The sequence below is a fragment of the Actinopolymorpha sp. NPDC004070 genome (genome assembly GCF_040610475.1).
GTDB lineage: Bacteria > Actinomycetota > Actinomycetes > Propionibacteriales > Actinopolymorphaceae > Actinopolymorpha.
The window spans coordinates 134,454-157,151 of sequence record NZ_JBEXMJ010000007.1 but is presented as its reverse complement, the minus strand read 5'-3'; the positions used below and the strand labels follow the sequence as shown (position 1 = coordinate 157,151).

The following is a 22,698-nucleotide window of genomic DNA, read 5'->3' as shown; positions in this document are numbered from 1 at the left end:
TACTCATACCCGTGTCCGTCATCGCCCTCGCTCCGCCGAGCACACGTAGCAGGCCGCCCGGCCGGCCGCGCTGCTTCGACCCGGGCACCGCCCTGGACGCAGCTGTCGAGGCGTTCCTCGCCCGGGGCTACCACGCGACGTCGCTGACCGACCTCACCACCGCCACCGGGCTCCACCGGGGCAGCCTGTACGCCGCGTTCGGCGACAAGCACAGTCTGTTCCTGGCGGCACTGCGCCGGCACGCCGAGCGCAGCCTGGCCGCGCTCGACGCCACGATCACCACCGCGCCCTCGCCGCTGGAGGGCGTCCGGAGGTTCGTCCGCGACCACGCCGAACGCGTTGCCGGGCATCTGGACGGGCAGAGCGAGGGGCAGAGCGAGAAGCGCGGCTGCCTGGTCGCCAACACCACGCTCGAACTACTGCCCGGCGATCAGGAGGTGGCGCGGGAGATCGAGGCCTACCAGCAGCGGATGGCGGCCCGGGTCGCACAGGCTCTGGACCAGGCGCGGGCGGCCGGCGAGCTCACCGCACCGGGCTCGACGACGGCGCTGGCGCGCTACCTCTTCGCGGTGGTCGAGGGGATGTGGCAGCTCGGGCGTACGACGAGCGGCGCCGCCACGCTGCCCGACGTCGCGGAGGTCGCCCTCGCCGCCCTCACCGGGCCGGCCCCCGAAACACAGACACACCGAGACACCGACATCCACCTACCCACGAAAGGTCTCTTCTGATGGCACCCCTGTCCGGCAATGCGGCCCGGCCCGACACCTGGAAGGAGCGGCTGGGCTCCGTCGGCGTCTGGAGCAGCGCCCTGAACTGGGCGTCCGCGGCCTCCGCCCGCGAGGCCGCGGCCGAGATCGAGGAACTTGGCTACGGCTCCCTGTGGGTCTCCGACACCCCGCTGTCGAAGGAGCCGTTCGCCAACGCGGCGGTCCTGCTCGGGGCGACCGCGCGCATCCCGATGGGCACCGGGATCGCCAACGTGTGGGCCCGCGACGCGACGGCCTCCCGGGCCGCCGCGCTCACGCTGGCGGAGTCGTTTCCAGGCCGGTTCGTCCTCGGGCTCGGCGTGAGCCACCCGCCCGCGGTCAAGGCCAGAGGCGGAGAGTACGAACGTCCGCTGGCCAAGATGCGCGACTACCTCGAGCAGATGGAGGACGGTGTCCCCTACGAGGCGGCCCGCCCCTCTGACGACCCGCCGGTGGTGCTCGCCGCCCTGCGCCAGAAGATGCTGGAGCTCGCCCGCGACCGTACGCAGGGCGCGCACCCCTACTTCGTACCGCCCGAGCACACCGCTCGTGCGCGCGAGGTGCTGGGTGCCGGCCCGCTGCTCATCCCCGAACAGGCGGTCCTGGTCGAGAGCGACCCCGAGCGGGCGCGTGCCCTGGGCCGGGAGCACACGTCCTACTACCTCGGGTTGCCCAACTACACGAACAATCTCCGGGCGCTCGGCTTCGCCGACGAGGACTTCGACAAGGGCGGCAGCGACCGGCTGGTCGACGCGATCGTGGCGTGGGGTGACGTCGACGCGGTACACGCGCGGGTGCGCGCACACCTGGACGCCGGCGCCGACCACGTGCTGCTGCAGGCGGTCGCGCCCGAACACGGCCTCGGGCTCGACCAGCTGCGCGAGCTCGCGCCGGCCCTGCTCGGCTGATCGAGGCGGCCGGCCGCTCCGACCGGTCAGCGGGAGGCGGCCGCCGCTTCCGCTGCTTCGACCACGTTGGTGAGCAGCATCGCCCGTGTCATCGGGCCTACCCCGCCGGGCATCGGCGCCAGCCAGCCGGCCACTTCGCGCACACCCGGGTCGACGTCGCCGACCAGGCCGGCGTCGGTCCGGGTGATGCCCACGTCGAGCACCGCCGCGCCGGGCCGCACCATGTCGGCACGGATCAGCCCGGGCACCCCGGCCGCCGCCACCACGATGTCCGCGGCGCCCACGTGCGCGGCCAGGTCCTTCGTCCGGGTGTGGCACAACGTCACGGTGGCGTTCTCCGACCGCCGGGTGAGAATCAGCCCGAGCGGACGGCCGACGGTGATGCCGCGGCCGATCACGCAGACCTCCGCACCGGCCAGCTCCACGTCGTAACGCCGCAGCAGTTCGACGATGCCGCGCGGCGTGCACGGCAGCGGCGCCGGGTTGCCGTGCACCAGCCAGCCGAGGTTCGCCGGGTGCAGCCCGTCGGCGTCCTTGGCCGGATCCATCAGGGCGAGCACGCGGTTGGCGTCCAGCCCCTTCGGCAGCGGCAGCTGGACGATGAACCCGGTGCAGGCAGGGTCGGCGTTCAGCCGGCGTACCTCCGCCTCGACCTCCTCCTGGGTGGCGTCGGCGGGCAGCTCGACCTGGATGCTCTCGATCCCGACCTGCGCGCAGTCGCGGTGCTTGCCGCGGACGTACGCGTGACTGCCGGGGTCGTCACCGACGATCACCGTGCCCAGTCCGGGTGCGGCACCCTGCGCGCGCAGCCGGGCCACGCGTTCGGTCAGCTCGGCGCGGATGGCCGCCGCCGTCGCCTTGCCGTCCAGGATCCGTGCGCTGCTCATCGCTCTCCTCGTTCGGGGCCTGTCGGTCACGTCTGTGCGCACTCGCGTACGCCCGTACGTCGTTCCTACTAGGTGGGCGCCGCCCGGCGGCAGGCGGGGCTCACCGGAAGATGACCGTCCGCATGCCGTTCAGGATCACCCGGTGCTCCAGGTGCCAGGTGACCGCCCGGGCCAGGGCGAGGCTTTCGAGGTCGCGGCCCACGGCGGCGAGCTTGGCCGGGGTCAGCGAGTGGTCGACCCGGGCCACCTCCTGCTCGATGATCGGGCCCTCGTCCAGCACCTCGGTGACGTAGTGGGCGGTCGCGCCGATCAGCTTGACGCCGCGCTCGTACGCCTGGTGGTACGGCTTGGCGCCCTTGAAGCTCGGCAGGAACGAGTGGTGGATGTTGATCGCCCGGCCGACCAGCTTCTCGCACAGGTCGTGGGACAGCACCTGCATGTAACGGGCCAGGACCACCAGGTCGACCCGCAGGGCGGACACCAGGTCGAGGATCGCCTGCTCCTGCGCCTGCTTGCTGTCCGGCGTCACCGGCAGGTGGTGGAACGGCAGCCCGGTCTTCTCCACCATCGGGCCCACGTCGGGGTGGTTGGACACCACGGCGGCGATGTCGGCCGGGATCGCGCCGACCCGGCAGCGGTACAGCAGGTCGTTGAGGCAGTGGTCCTGCTTGGAGACCAGCACCAGCAGTCGCTGGCGGGCGCCGAGGTCGCGCAGCTGCCAGTCCATCCCGAAGGTGGCGCCGATCGGGGCGAAGCCGACCTGCAGGTCCTCCAGCGTCGTCTGCGCGGACTCCGCCTGGACGTGCACCCGCATGAAGAAGCCGCCGTCCAGCCGGTCGCTGAACTGCTGGCTGTCGACGATGTTGCAGCCGCGCTCGGCGAGGAACCCGGCCACGGCCTGCACGATGCCGAGGCGGTCGGCACAGGAGAGGGTGAGGACGTACTCCGGCCGGTCGGTGGTGTTGCTCATGGGTCCGATTGTCCCGGGCACCGGCTGCCGGCACGGCCCGACCCCGTCAGCTGCCGGTCACACCGCCCGGCTACGTGGCCGAGACGTGGCCGGCTCCGTGGCCGAAACCTGCCCGGTCAGCCCCGGCGAACCAGACGAACGGGAAATTCCCACCCCTCGGGTCTGGCGTGCCTGATCGGCTGGGTGCTGCTCGTCGGCACCTGGTGGGACGCGTTCCTGTGGCTGCCGCTGATCGCCGTACCGATCATGGTCGCCCAGCTCGTCCTCGGCCGCCGGGTCAACCTCGAGCGGGTGATCGCCTGGATCGAGCTCTCCCTGGCGATCATCTGCGTCGGCTGGACGGTTACGGTGCTGGCGATGATCTGGATCAGCTCACCGGCCTCGGCCTGGGCGGTGCTCATCGCCTGGGGGCTGTTCCGCAACTCGCCGTTCCCCGTGGCGTACGCGCTGGTCGTCGACTCCACGCCGCGGGCCGCGTCGTCGGGGATGGGCCTGGTGGTCGGGATCGCCCTCGGCGTCTCCGGCATCATCGTGCCCACGGTGTCCGGGTGGATCATCGACCACTACGGCTTCACCTGGGACTACGTGATGCTGGCGGCCGCGTGCCTGCTGGCGTTGCTGCCGATCGTGGCGATGCGGGAGACGGTACGCCAGAAGGCGGCGGGGCCGGCCGGGCAACCCGTCGCCGGCTGACTCACGCCCCTCCGTCTCGCGGCCGCGTGTCCCCGCCGGTACCTACTCGTCGAAGGCGGTGGTGTCGAACATCTCCGCCTGGGTCATTGCCCACCAGTCGGTGGCGAGCTCGCGCCGGACGTACTCGTACGGCAGCCAGCCGTAGCCGCCGTCGCCCCAGCTGTCCCCCCACGAGTTGCGGATGAGGAACGCGCCGGTCTGCGTGGTGTTGTCGCCCGGGTTGGTCACCTTGCGCTTGTCGTCGTACCCGACGGCGGCGATCGCGTGACCGCCCAGGACGTTCTCCTTGGCGCTCGGGAACGGGATGTCGCCCGCGCTCGCGGGCTTCTGGATCGACTCGTAGACGGTGAAGCCGAACATTGCCGGGATCCCGGCGGCGAGGTGGCTGCGCACCTCCGCGAGGGCGTCCTCACCGTTCGTGCCGGCCGGGTCGAGCCGGAAGTACTGCAGCGCCTGGTAGCTCTGCGCGAAGGCGAACGCGAACGCGGGCGGGTCCTCGTCGAACTTCTCCACGTCGTAGGGCCAGTACTTCTCCGGCGGGGAGCCGAATGCCGCCAGCGCACCCATCACCGAACGCAGGTAGGCACCCGTGTCGCCTTTCACCCCGAGGAAGTCCCGGGTGACCTTGTAGAGGAACAGCCGGGACAGGTCGATGTACTTTCCACTGGCCCGGCGCTGGTAGTACTCCATGATTCCGCACGCGGCGTTCGCCGTGCACGACCCGAGCTCACCCTGGTCCTCCACCGACGAGCACCACGGCCGCAGGTCGACCTTGGCCGGGAGCTTGTTGGTGGCCCGGCCACCGCCGGCGGTCGTCATCCGGTCCGCCAGCCCGCGCAGGCTGGCCGAGGAGGAGTTCTTCAGCTTGTCCAGCACCGGCGTGGACCGGCTGGTCAGGTCGCGGACGTCGGGGCGGTCGGGCAGCCAGCCCGTGCCGACCGGCCGGGACCGGCCGGGCAGGACGATCGTCTCCATGGCGGTGTCTCCCTGGCGATGCTCTCGTGGCTCTCGTGGAGCGAGAACGGGGCGAACGCGGCCGGGATGACCGCGAACCACCCCGTCACCAGGTGTCTTCCCAGGACGGACCGCGGATATGTCGCCCAGTGGTCCGCCCGCGTCTCCTGGTTGTGCCCGCGCCCGCGGATGCCCGGGCTGCGCGGTGCAGGCGGTCCCGGGCATGATGCGGACATGGGCAGCATGGACAGCACGGACAGTTCCGGACCGGGCCGCCCCGGGCCCCGCCGTCCCCTGCGGCCGGGTGAGACCCGGGTCCAGCGGGCGGACCGGAACTTCGCCGAGATCCTCGGCGAACTGCGGGTGCTGCAGACCGGTGTGCAGATCCTCTTCGGTTTCCTGCTGATCCTCGCGGTGCAGCCGAGGTTCGCCGAGACCTCGAGCTTCAGCCGGGTCACCTACGTCGTCACGTTGCTGCTGTGCTGCGTCGCGACCGCGTTGCTGATGGGACCGGTCGCCTACCACCGCGCGCTGTTCGCGAAGGGCCTCAAGCCGGAGATCGTACGGGTGTCCAACCGGTTCGCGCGGGCGGGCATGCTCGTGCTGCTCCTCGCCATCGACGGTGCCGTGCTGCTGGTGATGGACTTCGTGTTCGGCCTGCCCGTCGCGCTGGCGCCCGCGGCGTTCGTCCTGGTGATGTTCGCGGTGGCGTGGTACGTCCTTCCCACCAGGCGGCTGGCGGCCCTGGACCGGAAGTTGCGCGCGCAACGGAAACTACCCGAGCAGGGGTCCGGGGACGCCGACCATGGCTGACCCGACTCCTGGGCCGACTCGTGGGCTCCGGGTGGCCGTCGTCGCCGACGACCTCACCGGCGCGGCCGACACCGGTGCCGGCTTCCTGCGGGCCCGGATGACCACCACCGTGACCTGGGCCGAGGAGCTTCTCGCCGGCGGGGTCACCGAGTCCTCCCATGGCCACACCGACGTGCTCGCCATCGACGCCGGTACGCGCCGGGTGGCCGCCGGCCGGGCCGCGTCCACGACGGGGCGGGTGGTCGAGGCGCTTCGCGTCGCCGGGACCCGCGTGCTCTACCAGAAGGTCGACTCGATGGCCCGCGGTCATCTCGGGACCGAGGTCGCCGCCGCGTTGCGGGCCTGGCATCCGGACGCGGTGGCGGTGGTGGCGCCGGCGTTCCCGGCCGCGGGCCGCAGCACGGTCGGGGGCGTCCAGCGGGTGCACGGCGTCCCTGCCGAAGGGGGCGATCTCGCGGTCCGGCTGGAAGGCGCCGGCGTGCGCACGGGGCGCGTCGGTCTGGCGGCCGTACGAAGCACCGACCCGCGGACGGTCCTCGAACGCTCCCTGCGGTCCGGCGTTCGGGCCCTGCTGTGCGACGCCGAGACCGACGCCGACCTGGCCGCGATCGCCGGGGCCGCGGCCGCGCTGGCGCGTCCGGTGGTGTGGGTGGGCTCGGCCGGCCTCGCCCACCTACTCCCCACCGCGCTGGAGCTCACCGACGTCCATGACGCCGACGGCACCGATCCGGCTGACAAGCCCGGCTTGACAGGACCAGGCAAGGATGGATTGACAGTCGATCCCGAGCTGAGCGGGTACGGACGCGACGTCCACCCGGCCGGGCCGGTTCTGGTCGCCGTGGGCAGCGTGCACGCGTCGGCCCGCGAGCAGGCTCACCACCTGCTGGCCGACGGGGCCGGCCACGTGGAGGTGCCGGTCCCCACTCTCGACTACCACGTCGAGGTGACCCTCGCGGCGATCCGGCGGCACCTGCACGCGGGCACCGACGTCGTCCTCACCCTCGCCGACGACCTCGGCGCCGCCGGGCCGGACGACCACCGGCTGACCGCCCGGCTCGGTGAGCTCACCAGGCCGTGCGCCGACCTGGTGGCCGGGCTCGTCCTCACCGGCGGGGACACCGCCACGGGTCTGCTGCGCGCCTGGGGTGTACCCGGACTGCGCCTGTACGCCGAGGTCGAACCCGGCGTACCCCTGTCGGTGACGACCGGACCACGGCGGCTGCCGGTCGTCACCAAGGCCGGCGCGTTCGGCGATCCGGCGACGCTGCGGCGCGCCCGGGCCCGGCTCGCCGCGTTCACCGCCTCGCACGTCCCCTCGTCCACCCACTCGTCCGCCCACTCGCCATCCGCCGAAGGAGAACGATGAACCGTCCTGTCATCGCGATCACCATGGGAGACGCCGCGGGCATCGGCCCCGAGGTGGTCGTCAAGGCCCTCGCCCACCGGGAGACCTACGACCTCCTCCGCCCGGTCGTCGTCGGGGATGCCGGCCGGCTGCGGCGCGCGGTCGAGCTCACCGGCACCGGCCTGGACGTACGCGAGGTCGCCTCCCCCGCCGACGCGGCGTACACCGCGGGCACTGTCGACTGCATCGACCTCGGGCTGATCCCGGCCGACCTGGAGTTCGGCAAGCTGTCCGAGGTCGCCGGAAACGCCGCGTTCCGCTACATCGAGCGGGCAGTCGAGCTCGCCACGACCGGCGACGTGGACGCCATCTGCACCGCACCGCTGAACAAGGAGGCACTGCACGCGGCCGGGCACCGCTACCCCGGGCACACCGAGATCCTCGCCGCGCTGACCGGCACGCCCGAGGTGTCGATGATGCTGAGCGCGCCGAAGCTGCGCGTGGTGCACTGCACCACCCACATCGGCCTGGTGGACGCGGTGGAGCGGATCGAGCCCGGGCTGGTCGAGCGTACGATCCGGCGCGGCCACGAGACGCTGGTGCGGTCCGGGGTCGAGGCGCCGCGGATCGCGGTCTGCGGCATCAACCCGCACGCGGGTGAGAACGGCCTGTTCGGCAACGGCGAGGAGGAGACGAAGGTCGCACCCGGCATCGCCGCCGCGCGGGCCGACGGGATCGACGCGCGTGGTCCGCTGCCCGCCGACACGGTGTTCTTCCGGGCCGTACGCGGCGACTTCGACCTGGTGGTCGCGATGTACCACGACCAGGGACACTGCCCGGTCAAGGTGCTCGGCCTGGACTCGGGCGTCAACATCACCGTCGGGCTTCCGGTGGTGCGGACCTCGGTCGACCACGGTACGGCGTTCGACATCGCCGGCACCGGGGACGCGGACGAACGCAGCATGTTGGAGGCGCTGCGGCAGGCGGCCGAACTCGCACCCGAACGCCACGCCGCCTGAGGGTTCGTACGGCTGGCGTCGGCGGCCGTACCGTCCGGTCACCGGCCGGATGGGGTCTGTTCACGGCCGTTCACCGCCTTACCCGCGCGCGATGTCGGCGGTAGCCGCTAGCGTTCCGGCGAAGATCGTTTCCGGCCGGAAGGACGCCCGATGTCGCCTCGCCCCGACCTGGTTGTGCGCGCGTCCCTGGCACCCGCCCTGCGGCGGCGGCGGTTCCTCACCATGGCCGGTGCTCTCGGCGGCGCGGCAGCGGGGTGGGGCGGGCTGGGCGCTTCCGGCACCGCCTGGGCAGCGGCGTCCGGAGCGGGTGTGACCGGTCCGGCGGCTTCGGGCGCAGGTGCCGCCGCCGGATCCGGCGCGCCGCTGTCGTTCGCGGTCCTCACCGACACCCACGCCAACGTCGACGCGACCGCAGGGCTCGCCACCCTGCGCCGCACCTTCGCCTCCGTCGAGGCGGCCGACCCGACGTTCGTCCTCAACTGCGGCGACATCACCGACTACGGCGCCGACGACGAGTTCGAGGCCTACTTGTCCACGATCCCGGCGGGGCTGCGCGACCGGCTCCACCACGTGCCCGGCAACCACGAGGTGCGCTGGGACGTGCACGGCCGCGAGCTCTACCACCGGCTGTTCGGTCCGGCGCCGTACTCCTTCGACGTCGGCGGGCTGCACGTCGTCGGCCTGGACCCGACGCAGCTGCTGCAGGAGCCGGGCCACTTCGGTCGCGACGGCCTGCGCCGGCTCGCCGACGACCTGGCCGCGGCCGGGCCGAGTGTGCTCTTCCTGCACTACCCGATGGGTGGTGAGCACTACTACGTCAACGACCAGGACGCGTTCTTCGAGACGGTGGCCGACCTGCCGGTGCGGGCGATCTTCGCCGGGCACATCCACCGCGAGCAGGTCGTACGCACCAACGGCCTGACCCAGGTCGCGGCCAACGCGGTGAAGAACGGCGCCTACTACTACTGGGTCGACCGGGTGGCCGAGGCCGGGCACACCGTGCTGAAGGTCTCCGCCGTGGCCGTCGCCGCCGACGGCACCGAGACCCGGCGCGACCTCACCACGATCCCGCTGGAGGAGGACCGCGCCACCCGGCAGCTCCGGCCGGTACGCATCGACGTCGGCGCGCCCTCCGGCGGCCGGGTGCGGGTCGACGTCCGGGTGCCCTCGACCGGCTCGACGGGCACCCAGGCACAGGTCTATCCGCAGGAGATCTTCGGCGGTGGCTCGGCCGGCACCTGGGCCGACCTGACCCGCAGCCGCGGCGGCTGGTCCGGCTCGGTCGACGTGGCCGCGCTGGCCGCCGGCGTGCACCGGCTGCAGGTAAGGGTGCTCGGTGCCGGCGGTGCCCGCTGGGACGCGACCCGGCCGTTCACCGTCCCCGCCGACGGCGACGCACCCCGCGACCGGTGGCAGGCGCGGCTACCCGGCAGCATCCAGGGCGCGCTGGCCGAGCATGACGGCCTGGTCGTGGCCGCGACCACCAGCGGCGCGGTCGAGGCGTTCCGTCCCACCCGCGCGGGTCGCGAGGTGGCCTGGCGGAGCACCGTCGGCGCGGTCCACCGGGGTCCGGCGTTCACCGCGGACGGCGGCACCGTCCTGGTGCCGTCCGCCGACCATCACCTGTACGCCCTGGACACGGCGGACGGCAGCGTGCGCTGGCGCTTCGGCGTGCCCGACCCAGTGCTCAGCTCGCCCCTGGTGACGTCGGTGGGAGACGTCGCGACCGTGGTCTTCTCCGCCGGCACGACGTTGTACGCCGTGCACGCCGAGACCGGCGAGCAACGCTGGAAGGCCGACCTGCACGGCTTCTTCGCCGGCCGCGCGGCCTGCGACGGCGAGCGCGTCTACGTCGGCGGCGGGGACGGCCGTGCGTACGCCTTCGACGCCGCGACCGGGACCCAGGCGTGGTCCTACGACACCACCACCCGGCAGGACTCCTACGGCCGTCTGCTCTACGGGCCGTGGGACGACACGGTCGAACTGCTGCCCGGCGGCGGGGTCCTGGTGTCCACCGTGTCCTCGGCCGCCGCACTCGACCGCGCGTCGGGCGAGCGGCGGTGGAGCGTGCCGGGCAGCTACGTCTACTCCCCCTCGCCGGTCACCGAGCGCGGCGTGGTGCTGATCGACGAGTGGGGCCGGGTGCAGCTGGTCGACCCGGCGACGGGGACGCCGGTGTGGAAGGCCGAGATCGGTGCCCGGGCGCTGAACGCCGGGCCGGTCGTCGTCGACGGCCTGATGTGGAACGTCGCGGTGACCGGGTTGCTGGCCTGCGTCGACCTCGCCGACGGGACCGTGCGGCACCGCCGCCAACTCGGACCCGCCAACACCTTCAGCACACCCGTGCTCGTGGACGGCGTACTCGTCACCGGCGACCAGGACGGCACCCTGCGCGGCATCGACCTTCCGTAGACCTGAACGAAGTCGCGGGGGTGTACGGCTCGACAGCGTGGGTCATCGTCCGCCTTCCTGCCTCAGTCGATGCGGGTGCCGGCGAAGTCGAGCATGAGGTCGACCTCGGCGGCGGAGTAGTGCCGGATCACCCAGTCGACCATGCGCAGGCTCATCGACGCCCAGTAGAGGCGCAGGGTCGCGGGCTCGATGGTCCGGTCGATCACGTCGTCCAGCCAGCGCGCGGCGTCCGGGTCGCCGTTCCGGGACGCGACACCGAACCGCAACGTCACCAGGTCGAACCTCCGGTCGCCCCGGCCGATGCCGTCCCAGTCGACGATGCCGCTGATCGCGCCGGTCTCGTCGACCAGCACGTTGCCGGCGTGGAAGTCGAGGTGCACGAGGTCGTCGCCGGTCATCCGGGCGTCGTCGTCGGCGCCGACCTCGCGGATCCACGACAGCAGCCCCCGGGTCCGGGCGTCGTAACGCGCGAGGGGTTCGTGCAGGCAGAAGCCCGGACCGCTGTGCCGGAGGTACAGATCGGGTGGCTCCAGGTCGGTGCAGCCGGCCAACAGGCCGGCGAAGCGTTCGTTGAGCTCGACCATCGCCTGCACGGTGCGGAGATCGTCCCGGGCGGGCGGGGAACCCGGCAGCCGTTCCTGCACGATCGCCACCGCATCGGGCACCTCCGCGATCAGGTCGTACGCCGGAACAGGCACGCCCCGCGCCCGCGCCGCCGCGAGGATCTCCGCGGTGGTGCGGAGTTGGTCGGCACTGGTCCCGGGACCGATGGTGAGTACGCCGTCCCGGCCGTCGGGCCAGCGGACGTACGCGGCGCCGACCTCCCCTCCGGGTGCCGCGCCGAGCAGGGTCAGCCGGGCGTCGGTGTGCTCGTTGACCAGGGCGACGAGGTGGGCGGGGTCGAGGCGGCGTACGGGCGCCAGATCGGGGTGATCATCGGGCATGACCGCAGACGTTACCCTGCGGCCGTACGGATGCCGGCGAGCGCGACGTCGACACCGCGCCGAGCGGCCGCCCGCACCTCCGCCAGCGACTCGCCGTCGGCGATGGCGGTCAGCGCCGCCGCCTGCGCGGCACCCGTGAGCGCGCCCACGAACGCCGCGGCGCTCACCCGGTCGAGCCGGCCGGCGTATGCCTGGCACAGGGCGTCGGTCAGCTGCCGCTGGGCGTCGAAGAGCACGTGCAGCGCCCGGGCCTGAAGCGCCGGCACCGACATCACCAGACGCGCGCGCACCGTGTAGATCAACTCGGCGTGCGCCTCGTCGGCCGGATCACCCGAACCGTCGGCGGCGCCCATCAGGGCCATCAACCCCTCGGCCGCCCGGGCCAGCAGGTCGCCGACGTCCTCCTCGCCCGCGTGGTCGGTGATGATCGAGACGGCGAGGCCGATCCGCTCCCCGGCGTCGGCGAACAGGACCGCTTCCTTGCTCGGGAAGTAGTTGAAGAACGTCTTGGTGGAAACGTCCGCGGCGGCAGCGACCGCGGCGACGGTGGTCTCGTCGTACCCCTGCTCGTCGAACAACCTGAGAGCGGTCTCGATCAGGGTCCGGCGGGTCTGCCGCTTCTTCCGTTCCCGCAGTCCGGCGCCGTCCGACATGCGGACACGTTACCCCAGCTGTATTCCTACACTCGCTGTAATCCTGCGGCCGGCGGAGGTCGGTCGAAGCCCGCCGTCAGGACTCCTTCGCGGCCAGCTGCCCGCAGGCTCCGTCGATCTCCTGGCCGCGGGTGTCGCGGACGGTGACGGGCACGCCGTGCGCCTCCAGCCGGCGGACGAACTCCCGCTCGTCCTCGGGCCGGGAGGCGGTCCACTTCGACCCGGGCGTGGGGTTGAGCGGGATGAGGTTGACGTGCACCAGATGTCCGGCCAGCAGCCGGCCCAGCAGGTCGGCGCGGAACGCCTGGTCGTTGACGTCCTTGATCAGGGCGTACTCGATCGAGACCCGGCGCTTCGTGCGGTCGGCGTACTCCCACGCGGCGTCCAGCACCTCGCCGACCTTCCACCGCGTGTTGACCGGCACCAGCTCGTCGCGCAGCTCGTCGTCGGGCGCGTGCAGCGACAGGGCCAGCGTCACCGCCAGCCCCTCCTCGGTGAGCTGCCGGATCCGCGGGACCAGCCCGACGGTGGAGACGGTGACGCCGCGCTGGGACATCCCGAGACCGTCCGGAACCGCCTCGGTGAGCCGGCGTACGGTGGAGATCACCGTCTTGTAGTTGGCCAGCGGCTCGCCCATGCCCATGAACACGACGTTGGAGACCCGGCCGGGACCGCCGGCCACGGCACCACTGGCGAGCAGTCGCGCACCGGCGACCACCTGCCCGACGATCTCCGCGGCGGAGAGGTTGCGGGTCAGACCCGCCTGGCCGGTGGCGCAGAACGGGCAGGCCATCCCGCATCCGGCCTGGCTGGACACGCACATGGTGACCCGGCCCGGGTACCGCATCAGGACGCTCTCCACCAGTGCGCCGTCGAACAGCCGCCACACCGTCTTGACCGTCGCCCCGCCGTCGCAGGTGAGCGTGCGTACGGGCGTCAACAGGTCCGGCAGCAAACCGGCACCGATGCGTTCGCGGCTGCCCAGCGGCAGGTCGGTCATCTCCTCGGCGGAGTCGAGGAACCGGCCGAAGTAGTGCTTCGACAGCTGGCGGGCGCGGTAGGCCGGCTCGCCGAGCTCGACCAGCGCCTCCCGGCGTTCGGCCGGAGTGAGGTCGGCGAGGTGGCGGGGCGGGCGGCCGCGGCGCGGCGGGGCGAAGACGAGATCAACAGGAGCAGCCATGACGGCTCCCAGTGTCACACAGGGCGCCAACCGGGCCGGTCACTCGCTCGTCGTACGCCTCTCCGGCGCCTGCTTCCTGGCTGCCGCTCCACCGGGTGCCGCTCCACCGGGTGCCTCTCCCCCGGCCGGCTCTCCTGGGAGAGGTACGTCCGGAACGCCCCGCCACGTCCCGCAGGTAGCCCAGGATGATCTCGCGTTCGTCCGGCGAGCGCTCCTCGGTGACCGAGAGCACCTGCCGGCGCCGGTCGGCGGTTCTGGTGGCCCGGCCGCCGCGAAGCACACCGGGCCTGAGCGGACGCGGGATCGACGGGTGAAAATTGGGGTCGGCGGCGAATTCTCGCCGAATTCCCGCCGACTTTCCGGCAAGGCGATTTCCGAGAATTCAATGAATGCCCCGAATTCCCGGGCCGGAGCTCCGGGTCCGGCCGCGGTCGGCAATTAGCGGGCCGTGACCTCCCGCCGCAGCTCTCATTTCCGTACGGCAGTACGGAGTTCCCCCTTGCCGGCGGCCGGACGGGATACGCTCCGGCGGAGAAGCTACCGGCAGGAGGAGGGGCACCGATGCGGCTGACCGGCGAGGAGGCGCGACGGCGGTTCGCGGCGAGCCGCACCGCCGCCCTGGCCATGGTGGACGCGGACAGCCGACCCCACGTGGTGGTGGTGACGTTCGCCGTGGCAGGCGATCTGGTCCTCACCGCCGTCGACCACAAGCCGAAGACGACGCCGCGCCTGCACCGGCTTCGCCTGGTGACGGAGAATCCGCAGGTGTCGCTGCTCGCCGACCACTACGACGACGCCGACTGGACCCGTCTGTGGTGGGCACGGGCGGATGGCCGGGCGCAGGTGGTGACCGAAGCCGCCGAACGCGCCGAGCCGGTCCGGTTGCTCAGCGGGAAGTACGCGCAGTACGCCGAGACGCCGCCGGCCGGCCCGGTGATCCGGGTACAGGTCGACCGCTGGACCGGCTGGGCCTACACCGATGGATCCGAATAAGCCGAACGAGCCAAGAATGAGCCGGCCCGGGTTCGACACCGACGAGATTCGGGCGTCACCGCGGGGGTTCCCCGGGGCACGTTCCGGACGAATTCAGCAGCGGTTGGAATTCGCTCTTCCGGCGGGCAGAGAATTCGTGTCGGGCACCTTACCAGCGACCACCGACAACTCGACTTTCTCGTGAAATCCCCTTGGCGGGCAGCCCAGGTTTCGTGCTAGAAAGTCCTGGTCTCACGCGCGGCGCCGGCACCGGACACGATCGTGCGACCATCCACCCCGTTGGTTCGTCGGAGGAAGCTCGTGCCCACGCCCAGATCGGAGTTCACCGTCGCCGACCAGCGCCGGTCCGACCTACGCGGTCCGGTTCGCTGGATCCTGTCCCACCCCCTGCGGCACCGCCGCTACGCCACCGGGTTCCTGCTCGGTTCGCTGCTCATGGTGGTGCTCAACTCCGCGATCCCGGGGCTGACCGGTTCGGCGTTCGACGCAGTGGTGACCGGCGGCGACGAGGGGCGGCGCAAGCTCGCCGGCGTCGTGGTCGCTCTCGTGGGCCTCGTCCTCCTGCGCGGGGTCTTCGACCTCATCGCCCGGCTGTGCACCGAGGTGCTCGCCAAGCGCATGGAGCGCGACGCGCGCGAGGAGCTCTACACCAGCCTGCTCGGCAAGAGCCAGACGTTCCACAACCGGCAGCGGGTGGGCGACCTGATGGCCCGCGCCGCCAACGACGTCCGCCAGCTCAGCACGATGATCTCCCCCGGCTTCGACCTGATCGTCGACTCGATGCTGCAGGGGCTCGTCCCGATCGTCTTCATCGCGTTCATCGACCCCCGGCTACTGCTGGCACCAGTGCTGTTCGCGGTGTCGTTCTACTTCGCGATCCGGCACTACATGCGCCGGCTCAACCCCGTCTCCACCGCGATGCGCGACCAGTTCGGCAATCTCAACGCCGGCCTGAACGAGGCCGTACGCGGCATCGAGGTGGTCAAGGTCACCGCGCAGGAGGAGCAGGAGAGCCGCCGGTTCGAGAGCAACGCCCGCAGCTACCGCGACTCCTTCGTCAAGCAGGGCATGATCCAGGCGCGCTATCTCCCGACGCTGCTACTCGCGGTCGCCACCGGCGGCGCGCTCCTGCACGGGCTGGTTCTCTACCGTGCGGGCGACCTCTCACTGGGTGATCTGGTCGCCTACCTCGGCCTGATGGGTCTGCTCGGGTTCCCGACCGGCATCTCCATCTTCTCGTTCTCCCTGGTCCAGATCGGGGTCGTCAGCGCGCGGCGCATCCTCACCCTGATCCAGGAGGAGACCGAGCTCGACCAGAACACCGCCGGTCACCAGGGCACGATGCGAGGCGAGATCGTCTTCGAGAATGTCTCCTTCGGCTACGGCGGTGAGCCGGTCGTACGCGACCTCAGCTTCCGCGCCGAGCCCGGCCAGACGGTGGCGATCGTGGGCGAGACCGGCTCGGGCAAGAGCACCCTCACCAAGCTGGTCAACCGGATCTACGACGCCGACCAGGGCCGGGTGCTGATCGACGGGGTGGACCTGCGCGACTGGAACCTCGACTCGCTGCGGTCCCAGATCTCCACGATCGAGCAGGACATCGTGCTGTTCTCCCGGCCGATCGCGGAGAACATCGCGTTCAGCCTCGGCCAGCGCGCGCACCGCGACGAGGTGATCCGGGCGGCCAAGGACGCCCAGGCGCACGCGTTCATCGAGGAGCTCGAGGACGGCTACGACACGGTGATCGGCGAGCGCGGTGTCACCCTGTCCGGCGGTCAGCGCCAGCGGCTGGCCATCGCCCGGGCGCTGCTCACCGACCCCGCGGTCCTCATCCTCGACGATTCAACCAGCGCCATCGACAGTGCCACCGAGGACGAGATCCAGCAGGCGATCCGGCGGATCCTGCAGGGCCGCACCACGCTGCTCATCACCCACCGGCTGTCCCAGATCCGCTGGGCCGACAAGGTGCTGCTGATCCAGCGCGGCGCCCTCGTCGACCAGGGGACCCACGACGAACTCCTCCAGCGGTGCGGGCTGTATCGCCGGATCTTCGCCCACTACGACGAGGTGGCCCATCCCGAGGCACTGCCCGCCGAGGTCGAGTCCGACGGGTCTCTTACGACCGACGGGGCCGTGGAGCTCCACGGCCTCGGGGGGCGCGACGAGGCGTTCACGGACGGAGTCCTGCAACCGGCACCCGCGGGCGTCCCCGGGCGCACGGCCGGTCTGGACCACGATGGCGAGGAACTGTAATGGGCTTCTTGATGGACGGCCTCTCGGCCGAGGACTACGACCGCACCTACTCCGACCGCGATCTCGTCGGGCGCATCCTCGGCTACTTCCGGCCCAAGCTGGCGGCCATGGGGGTGGTCGCGGCGATGCTCGTCCTGACCTCGCTGCTGCAGGCGGTGCTACCGCTGGTGATCAGCTGGGGCCTGGACCGGGTGGTCAAGGACGACTCCGCCAACTTCATCGCGGTCCTGGTCGGGCTCATCCTGCTCTCCGGCGTCTTCGCCTGGGTCACCAACTTCGTCCGGCAGGCGTTCAGCGCCCGGGTCGTCGGTGACGTGGTGCTGCAGCTGCGGGAAGACGCGTTCGCCGCGATCCTCAAGCGCGACCTGTCCTTCTACGACGAGAACCCCTCCGGCAAGATCGTCAGCCGGGTCACCTCCGACACCGACGACTTCGCCAACGTCGTCACCCTGACGATGAACCTCCTGAGCCAGCTGCTGCTGGTCGGGGTCATCACCGGCCTGCTGTTCTCCCGCGACGTCGGCCTCGCGCTGCTCACCCTCGCGCTCACCCCGGTGGTCATCGCGCTCGCGCTCGCGTTCCGGCGGATCGCCCGCGACACCACGCGAAAGGCGCAGCGCTCCCTGGCCAGGGTCAACTCCAACGTCCAGGAAACGATGGGCGGCATCGCGGTCGCCAAGAACTTCCGCCAGGAACAGACCATCTACGACGAGTTCCGGCCGATCAACGAGCAGAACTACCGCGTGACCCTGCGCCAGGGAATGGTCTTCGGGGCGATCTTCCCGCTGCTGTTCCTGGTCGCCGGGCTGGGCACGGTCATGCTCGTGCACGTCGGTGGCCACAGCGTGCTCGACGGCAGGGTGTCGGCCGGTGACTGGTACCTCTTCCTGCAGGCCGTGGCGCTGTTCTGGTTCCCGCTGACCAGCATCGCGTCGTTCTGGTCGCAGTTCCAGCAGGGCCTGGCCGCCGCCGAGCGCGTCTTCGCCCTGATCGACGCCACCCCGCGGGTGCTGCAGTCCAACCCCGGTCCGGTGGGCCGGCTCAGCGGCGATATCGAGTTCACCGACGTGACGTTCGGCTACGTGCCCACCCAGCCCGTGCTCAAGCACTTCTCCCTGCACATCCGGGCCGGGGAGATGATCGCCCTGGTCGGGCACACCGGGGCGGGCAAGTCCACGCTCGGCAAGCTGATCACCCGCTTCTACGAGTTCCAGGGCGGCCACATCTACCTCGACGGTCGCGACATCCGATCGCTCGACCTGCACGACTACCGCCGTCAGCTCGGTGTGGTCCCGCAGGTGCCGTTCCTGTTCGGCGGCACCGTGGCCGACAACATCCGCTACCCCCGGCCTGAGGCCAGCGACGAGGAGGTCCTCCAGGCGGCACGGCACATCGGCAACGGCGACTGGCTGGCCGCGCTGCCGAACGGCCTGGCCACCGAGGTGGGCGAACACGGGCAGGCCCTGTCCATGGGGCAACGCCAACTGGTCGCGCTCGCACGGCTGCTGATCCAGGACCCCGCCATCGTCATTCTCGACGAGGCGACTGCGAGCGTCGATCCGCTCACCGAGGCGCAGATCCAGGAGGGACTCGACGTCGTCCTCGAAGGGCGTACGTCGATCGTGATCGCCCACCGGCTGTCCACGATTCAGCACGCCGACCGGATCGTCGTGCTCCGTGACGGTGGGATCGTCGAGGAAGGCGACCACGCGTCGCTGATGCGTCGGGGCGGGCAGTACTGCGAGGTCTACAACACGTACTTCCGCCACCAGTCACCGAACTACCGGCCGGGCACCGGGTTCGTACCCGTCGGCGCCTAGCGTCTGTCCAGCGGGTCACGATCGGTTCCCATGCCCTTGCGCGCCGGGGACCGGTCCTGATCCGCTCAGGACGGCCGGTAGGGGCCAGGCCCGGGAGAAGTCGGGACGGGCTCGTCGACTCCCCAAGGCGCGATGATCTCGGCGTCCTCGCCGTCGAGCCGGAGGACGCAGTGGTCCGGCATCCTCAGCCGTTCCCACGCCTGCAGGTCGGGCGGGCGCCGCGTCAGCGCGGCGACCACCAGAGTCCAGGCCGTCCCGTGACCGACCAGCACCACGTCGTCGTCGGGGCAACTGTCGACGATCCGCCGGACGGCGCCCACCACACGCTCGGTGGTGTCGACGGCTGCCTCCCACCCCGGCGCCGCCGGGACGTCCGGCTCGGTCATGCAACGCCGGACCAGGGCCGACCACGCCGCCGCGTCCAGCCACGGCCCCGCCGGCCGCGTCATCTCCCGCAGCCCGTCGACGAAGCCGACGGAGGTATCCGTCAGCGCCCGGGCGGTGGCCCGTGCCTTCGGCTCCGGCGAGGAGAACCACCGCGCCCGCACCGGAAGCCTCCCCGACTCGAGCAGGGCCGTCAGTCCCGCGCCGGCGTCGGGATGCAGCGGCCACTCCTCCGCCGGACGGGACTCCTCCGGCGCGGACCGGCCGTGGCGTACCAGATGGATCGTCTGGGCCACGGTCAGCTCACCACCGGAACCAGCAGGCTCAGCACCAGCCAGCTCACCAACGCGGTCGGCAGCAGCGAATCCAGCCGGTCCATCACCCCGCCGTGCCCGGGCAGCAGGCTGCCCATGTCCTTGATGCCGACGTCCCGCTTCAGCATGGACTCCACCAAGTCTCCCAAGGTGGCGGTGACCGTCGCGGCCGCTCCGAGGATCAGCCCGGCCCACCACGATCCCTCCAGCAGGACCATCACGCCGGCGACGCCGATGGCCAGGCAGAAGACGGCCGAACCGGCCAGCCCCTCGTAGGTCTTCGCCGGACTGATCGAGGGCGCCAGCGGATGGCGGCCGAAGAGTACGCCCGCGGTGTAGCCGCCGACGTCGCTGGCGACGGTGACGGCGACGAAGACGACGACCCGGAGCGGACCGTCCTCGGGCCGGAGCATCAGCATCGCGAAGCCGGCGAGGAACGGAACGTACATCGCCACGAAGACACCGGCGGTGACGTCGCGAACGAAGCCGTCACGTCCCCCGGTCAACCGGCCCATACAGAGGGCGAGCGCCGTCAGCCCGAACGCGCCGGCGAGCGCCGGGGTCTGCCCGACGTAGGCACCGACCAGCATCCCGACCACCCCCGCCAGGAGCGGCACCAAGGGAAGGCGCACACCGGCGGGCTGGAGAGCACGGGAAAGCTCGATGACGGCGACGCAGACGGCGACCACCACGAAGCCGACGAACACGGCCTTGACGATGAACAGGGAGGCGAGCACCACGACGCCCAGCAGCAAACCGACACCGATCGCGGCCACCAGGTTGCGGCCCGGACGGGGCCGCGGACGCGCCGGAACGGCGTCCGGCCCGGGGTCGGTGTGGGACGCGTCGCCGCCGGAGGAGGGATGGGTCACGATGTCCTGCACCGGCAGCTTCCTCGCAGGTCTTGCGGATGTGGAGCCACGACTAGACCTCGAGGATCTCTTCTTCCTTGTGCTTGAGAACACCGTCGACCTGCTCGACGTACTTGCGCGTCAGCGAGTCGAGGTGCTTCTCCGCGCGAGCCACGTCGTCCTCGCCGGCCTCGCCGTCGCGGGACAGGCGGTCCAGCGCCTCCTTCGCGTGCCGGCGGACGCCGCGGACCGAGACCCGCGCCTCCTCCGCCTTCTGCCTGGCGAGCTTGACGTACTCCTTGCGGCGCTCCTGGGTCAGCTCAGGCAGCGCGATCCGGATCACACTGCCGTCGTTGGCGGGGTTGACGCCGAGGTCGGAGTCGCGGATCGACTTCTCGATCGCCGCCATGGAGTTCTTGTCGTACGGAGAGATCACAACAAGCCGGGCCTCCGGAATCTGGAAGGAGGCAAGCTGCTGGATCGGCGTGGGCGTGCCGTAGTACTCCGCCTGGATCTTCGCGAACATGGCCGGATGCGCACGGCCGGTCCGAATCGCGGCGAACTCGTCTTTGGCAAAGTCAACGGCCTTGCCCATCTTCTGTTCCGCGTCGCGGAGAGTCTGGTCGATGGTCACGGTCGCGGTCTCCTTCGTCCTCGGTTGCCCGGCCTGCGGCCCCGGGGGCGCTCCGGCTGGGGTTTGGCCTTCACGAGTGCTTTCTGCGGGTGGCGCGTTCGGCACGTCGTTCGCTTCGTGGCCGGAACCGCGCACGCGCCGCGAGGCCGACCACTTCGCTCACTGCGACCCGAACTGCTCCGTCAGGAGTCGGCCGAGACGAGTGTTCCGATCCTCTCACCCCGGACGACCCGAGCGATGTTGCCGTCCTCGAGCAGGTTGAAGACGATGATCGGCAAGCGGTGCTCCATACACAGGCTGAACGCGGTCGCGTCCGCGACCCGCAGCCGCCTGCGCAGGCACTCGCCGAAGCTGATCTGCTCGAATTTCGTCGCTTCGGGCACCTGCTTGGGGTCGGCGTCGTAGACCCCGTCGACGGAGGTGGCTTTCATCAGCACCTCGGCACCGACCTCGAGTGCGCGTTGCGCGGCCACCGTGTCGGTGGAGAAGTACGGCATCCCGGATCCGGCGCCGAAGATGACGACCCGGCCCTTCTCCATGTGGCGGATCGCCCGCCTCGGGATGTAGGGCTCGGCGATCTGTCCCATGGTGATCGCCGTCTGCACGCGGGTGTCGACGTGCTCCTTCTCCAGGAAGTCCTGGAGCGCGAGGCAGTTCATCACCGTGCCCAGCATGCCCATGTAGTCGGCGCGGACCCGGTCCATGCCGCCCTGCTGAAGCTCGGCGCCGCGGAAGAAGTTGCCGCCGCCCACCACGACCGCGACCTGGACGCCGCTGCGCACGACGTCGGCGAGCTGCTTGGCGATGCTCGCCACGACGTTCGGGTCGACTCCGAGCCGCCCGCCACCGAAGACCTCGCCGGACAACTTCAGGAGTACGCGGTCGAAGGGGCGCTCCTGGGGGGCGGAGGGCGGGATGGCTGCGGCCGTCATCGGCAGGTTTCCTTCGGTACGGCCTTCACGATCCCGCCTCCAGTGAGGGTTGAGGTCAGTCGCACCGGCGGGGTACGGGGCGCGCACCCCGCCGGTGCGACTGGACGGCTCAGGACTGGCCGACCTCGAAGCGCACGAAGCGCTTCACGGTGACCCCGGCGTCGCTGAGGAGCTGGCCGACCGTCTTGTGCTGGTCGTGGACGGAGGGCTGCTCCACCAGAACCGCGTCCTTGAAGAAGCCGTTGACCCGGCCCTCGACGATGCGCGGGAGCGCCTGCTCGGGCTTGCCCTCGGAGCGGGCGGTCTCCTCGGCGATCCGCCGCTCGCTCTCGACGACCTCTGCGGGTACGTCGTCGCGGATGGCGTACTGCGGGCGCATCGCGGCAACCTGCATCGCCGCGCTCTTCGCGGCCTCCTCGTCGGCACCTTCGTACTCGAGGAGAACGCCGACCTGCGGCGGCAGGTCGGTGGCGCGCCGGTGGAGGTAGACGGCGGTCGGCCCGTCGAAGACCGCAACGCGGCCGATCGCGAGCTTCTCACCGATCACCGCGGCGAGGGCGTCGACCGCCTCGTTGGCGGTCTTGCCGTCGGGAAGCGTCGCCGCGGCCAGCGCCGGAGCGGAGTCGGCCTTCGAGCCGGCAGCGGCAGCGGCGAGCTCGGCGCCCAGCGCCTGGAACTGTTCGTTCTTGGCCACGAAGTCGGTCTCGCAGTTGAGCTCGACCAGGGCGCCGTCCTTGGCGACGACGATGCCGTTGGCGGCGGTGCGCTCGGCTCCGCGCTTGGCGGCCTTGGCCGCGCCCTTGACCCGCAGAACCTCGACGGCGCGCTCGAAGTCGCCGTCGGCTTCCTGAAGGGCGTTCTTGCAGTCCATCATCCCGGCCCCGGTGGCTTCCCGGAGCCGCTTCACGTCGGCTGCTGTGATGGTGCTCATCTGAAGTGGATCGCTCTCTTGCTCAGTGGGCGTCAGTGGATGCCTCGAACTCGGGCGGCTTG

The 22,698-nt window shown here is 71.3% G+C and carries 21 protein-coding genes; 10 read left to right on the top strand and 11 right to left on the bottom strand.

The window, feature by feature from the left end; genetic code table 11:
• Positions 1–11 precede the first annotated feature (11 nt).
• Entirely contained in the window at positions 12–728 is a 717-nt protein-coding gene (locus tag ABZV93_RS14805) for a TetR/AcrR family transcriptional regulator (protein WP_354935230.1), read from the top strand.
• Positions 728–1,654 carry a TIGR03620 family F420-dependent LLM class oxidoreductase gene (locus tag ABZV93_RS14800; RefSeq protein WP_354935227.1) on the top strand — a complete coding sequence of 309 codons (927 nt, stop codon included), beginning with the start codon at positions 728–730 and terminating at the stop codon, positions 1,652–1,654. Before ABZV93_RS14805 ends, ABZV93_RS14800 begins: the two co-directional genes overlap by 1 nt.
• 26 nt (positions 1,655–1,680) lie before the next feature.
• On the opposite strand, the gene ABZV93_RS14795 is transcribed toward ABZV93_RS14800, so the two are convergent.
• A complete protein-coding gene (locus ABZV93_RS14795; RefSeq protein WP_354935224.1) occupies positions 1,681–2,541 on the bottom strand; it encodes a bifunctional methylenetetrahydrofolate dehydrogenase/methenyltetrahydrofolate cyclohydrolase in 861 nt (286 codons plus the stop codon).
• A 100-nt stretch (positions 2,542–2,641) separates the two neighbouring features.
• Positions 2,642–3,511, bottom strand: coding sequence for a formyltetrahydrofolate deformylase (purU, locus tag ABZV93_RS14790; protein ID WP_354935221.1), 870 nt, complete (start codon positions 3,509–3,511; stop codon positions 2,642–2,644).
• Between the two features lie 183 nt (positions 3,512–3,694).
• Between purU and ABZV93_RS14785 the strand changes: the two genes are divergently transcribed.
• Entirely contained in the window at positions 3,695–4,204 is a 510-nt protein-coding gene (locus tag ABZV93_RS14785; protein WP_354935218.1) for an MFS transporter, read from the top strand.
• Positions 4,205–4,246: 42 nt separating this feature from the next.
• Here ABZV93_RS14785 and ABZV93_RS14780 read toward each other — a convergent pair whose 3' ends face one another.
• The gene (locus ABZV93_RS14780) at positions 4,247–5,179 is read right to left on the bottom strand and encodes a C1 family peptidase (RefSeq protein WP_354935215.1); all 933 of its coding nucleotides are present in this window, start codon (positions 5,177–5,179) and stop codon (positions 4,247–4,249) included.
• Positions 5,180–5,392: 213 nt separating this feature from the next.
• Here ABZV93_RS14780 and ABZV93_RS14775 point away from each other — a divergent pair, with 213 nt between their 5' ends.
• From ABZV93_RS14775 to ABZV93_RS14760, 4 genes are all read left to right on the top strand, one after another.
• Positions 5,393–5,971 carry a DUF6328 family protein gene (locus ABZV93_RS14775; protein ID WP_354935212.1) on the top strand — a complete coding sequence of 193 codons (579 nt, stop codon included), beginning with the start codon at positions 5,393–5,395 and terminating at the stop codon, positions 5,969–5,971.
• The gene (locus ABZV93_RS14770; protein WP_354935209.1) at positions 5,964–7,337 is read left to right on the top strand and encodes a four-carbon acid sugar kinase family protein; all 1,374 of its coding nucleotides are present in this window, start codon (positions 5,964–5,966) and stop codon (positions 7,335–7,337) included. Before ABZV93_RS14775 ends, ABZV93_RS14770 begins: the two co-directional genes overlap by 8 nt.
• On the top strand, positions 7,334–8,335 hold the full coding sequence (gene pdxA / locus ABZV93_RS14765) for a 4-hydroxythreonine-4-phosphate dehydrogenase PdxA (protein ID WP_354935206.1): 1,002 nt from the start codon (positions 7,334–7,336) through the stop codon (positions 8,333–8,335). The genes ABZV93_RS14770 and pdxA overlap by 4 nt, the downstream gene beginning before the upstream one ends.
• A 150-nt stretch (positions 8,336–8,485) precedes the next feature.
• Positions 8,486–10,747: a PQQ-binding-like beta-propeller repeat protein gene (locus ABZV93_RS14760; protein WP_354935203.1), complete on the top strand. Its 2,262-nt coding sequence runs from the start codon at positions 8,486–8,488 to the stop codon at positions 10,745–10,747.
• Positions 10,748–10,809: 62 nt separating this feature from the next.
• On the opposite strand, the gene ABZV93_RS14755 is transcribed toward ABZV93_RS14760, so the two are convergent.
• The 3 genes from ABZV93_RS14755 to rlmN form a co-directional block, all read right to left on the bottom strand.
• Positions 10,810–11,691: an aminoglycoside phosphotransferase family protein gene (locus tag ABZV93_RS14755; protein ID WP_354935200.1), complete on the bottom strand. Its 882-nt coding sequence runs from the start codon at positions 11,689–11,691 to the stop codon at positions 10,810–10,812.
• A gap of 11 nt (positions 11,692–11,702) precedes the next feature.
• Positions 11,703–12,344, bottom strand: coding sequence for a TetR family transcriptional regulator (locus tag ABZV93_RS14750; RefSeq protein ID WP_354935197.1), 642 nt, complete (start codon positions 12,342–12,344; stop codon positions 11,703–11,705).
• Between the two features lie 76 nt (positions 12,345–12,420).
• On the bottom strand, positions 12,421–13,524 hold the full coding sequence (rlmN, locus tag ABZV93_RS14745) for a 23S rRNA (adenine(2503)-C(2))-methyltransferase RlmN (protein ID WP_354935194.1): 1,104 nt from the start codon (positions 13,522–13,524) through the stop codon (positions 12,421–12,423).
• Positions 13,525–14,085: 561 nt separating this feature from the next.
• On the opposite strand from rlmN, the gene ABZV93_RS14740 reads away from it, so the two are divergent.
• The 3 genes from ABZV93_RS14740 to ABZV93_RS14730 all read left to right on the top strand — a co-directional run bounded on the left by ABZV93_RS14740 (position 14,086) and on the right by ABZV93_RS14730 (position 18,590).
• On the top strand, positions 14,086–14,517 hold the full coding sequence (locus tag ABZV93_RS14740) for a TIGR03668 family PPOX class F420-dependent oxidoreductase (protein ID WP_354935191.1): 432 nt from the start codon (positions 14,086–14,088) through the stop codon (positions 14,515–14,517).
• 300 nt (positions 14,518–14,817) lie between these two features.
• Complete coding sequence (locus ABZV93_RS14735) at positions 14,818–16,770, top strand: ABC transporter ATP-binding protein (RefSeq protein ID WP_354935188.1); 1,953 nt, start codon at positions 14,818–14,820, stop codon at positions 16,768–16,770.
• Entirely contained in the window at positions 16,770–18,590 is a 1,821-nt protein-coding gene (locus tag ABZV93_RS14730) for an ABC transporter ATP-binding protein (protein ID WP_354935185.1), read from the top strand. Before ABZV93_RS14735 ends, ABZV93_RS14730 begins: the two co-directional genes overlap by 1 nt.
• A 65-nt stretch (positions 18,591–18,655) precedes the next feature.
• Here the strand turns inward: ABZV93_RS14730 and ABZV93_RS14725 are convergent, their stop codons facing one another.
• The 5 genes from ABZV93_RS14725 to tsf form a co-directional block, all read right to left on the bottom strand.
• Entirely contained in the window at positions 18,656–19,270 is a 615-nt protein-coding gene (locus ABZV93_RS14725; RefSeq protein ID WP_354935182.1) for a histidine phosphatase family protein, read from the bottom strand.
• A 2-nt stretch (positions 19,271–19,272) separates the two neighbouring features.
• The gene (locus ABZV93_RS14720; RefSeq protein ID WP_354935179.1) at positions 19,273–20,172 is read right to left on the bottom strand and encodes a phosphatidate cytidylyltransferase; all 900 of its coding nucleotides are present in this window, start codon (positions 20,170–20,172) and stop codon (positions 19,273–19,275) included.
• Between the two features lie 40 nt (positions 20,173–20,212).
• On the bottom strand, positions 20,213–20,767 hold the full coding sequence (frr, locus tag ABZV93_RS14715; protein WP_354935663.1) for a ribosome recycling factor: 555 nt from the start codon (positions 20,765–20,767) through the stop codon (positions 20,213–20,215).
• Positions 20,768–20,955: 188 nt separating this feature from the next.
• Positions 20,956–21,705, bottom strand: a complete 750-nt coding sequence (gene pyrH / locus ABZV93_RS14710) for a UMP kinase (protein WP_354935176.1) — start codon at positions 21,703–21,705, stop codon at positions 20,956–20,958.
• Between the two features lie 109 nt (positions 21,706–21,814).
• On the bottom strand, positions 21,815–22,636 hold the full coding sequence (gene tsf, locus ABZV93_RS14705; RefSeq protein ID WP_354935173.1) for a translation elongation factor Ts: 822 nt from the start codon (positions 22,634–22,636) through the stop codon (positions 21,815–21,817).
• Between the last annotated feature and the right edge of the window lie 62 nt (positions 22,637–22,698).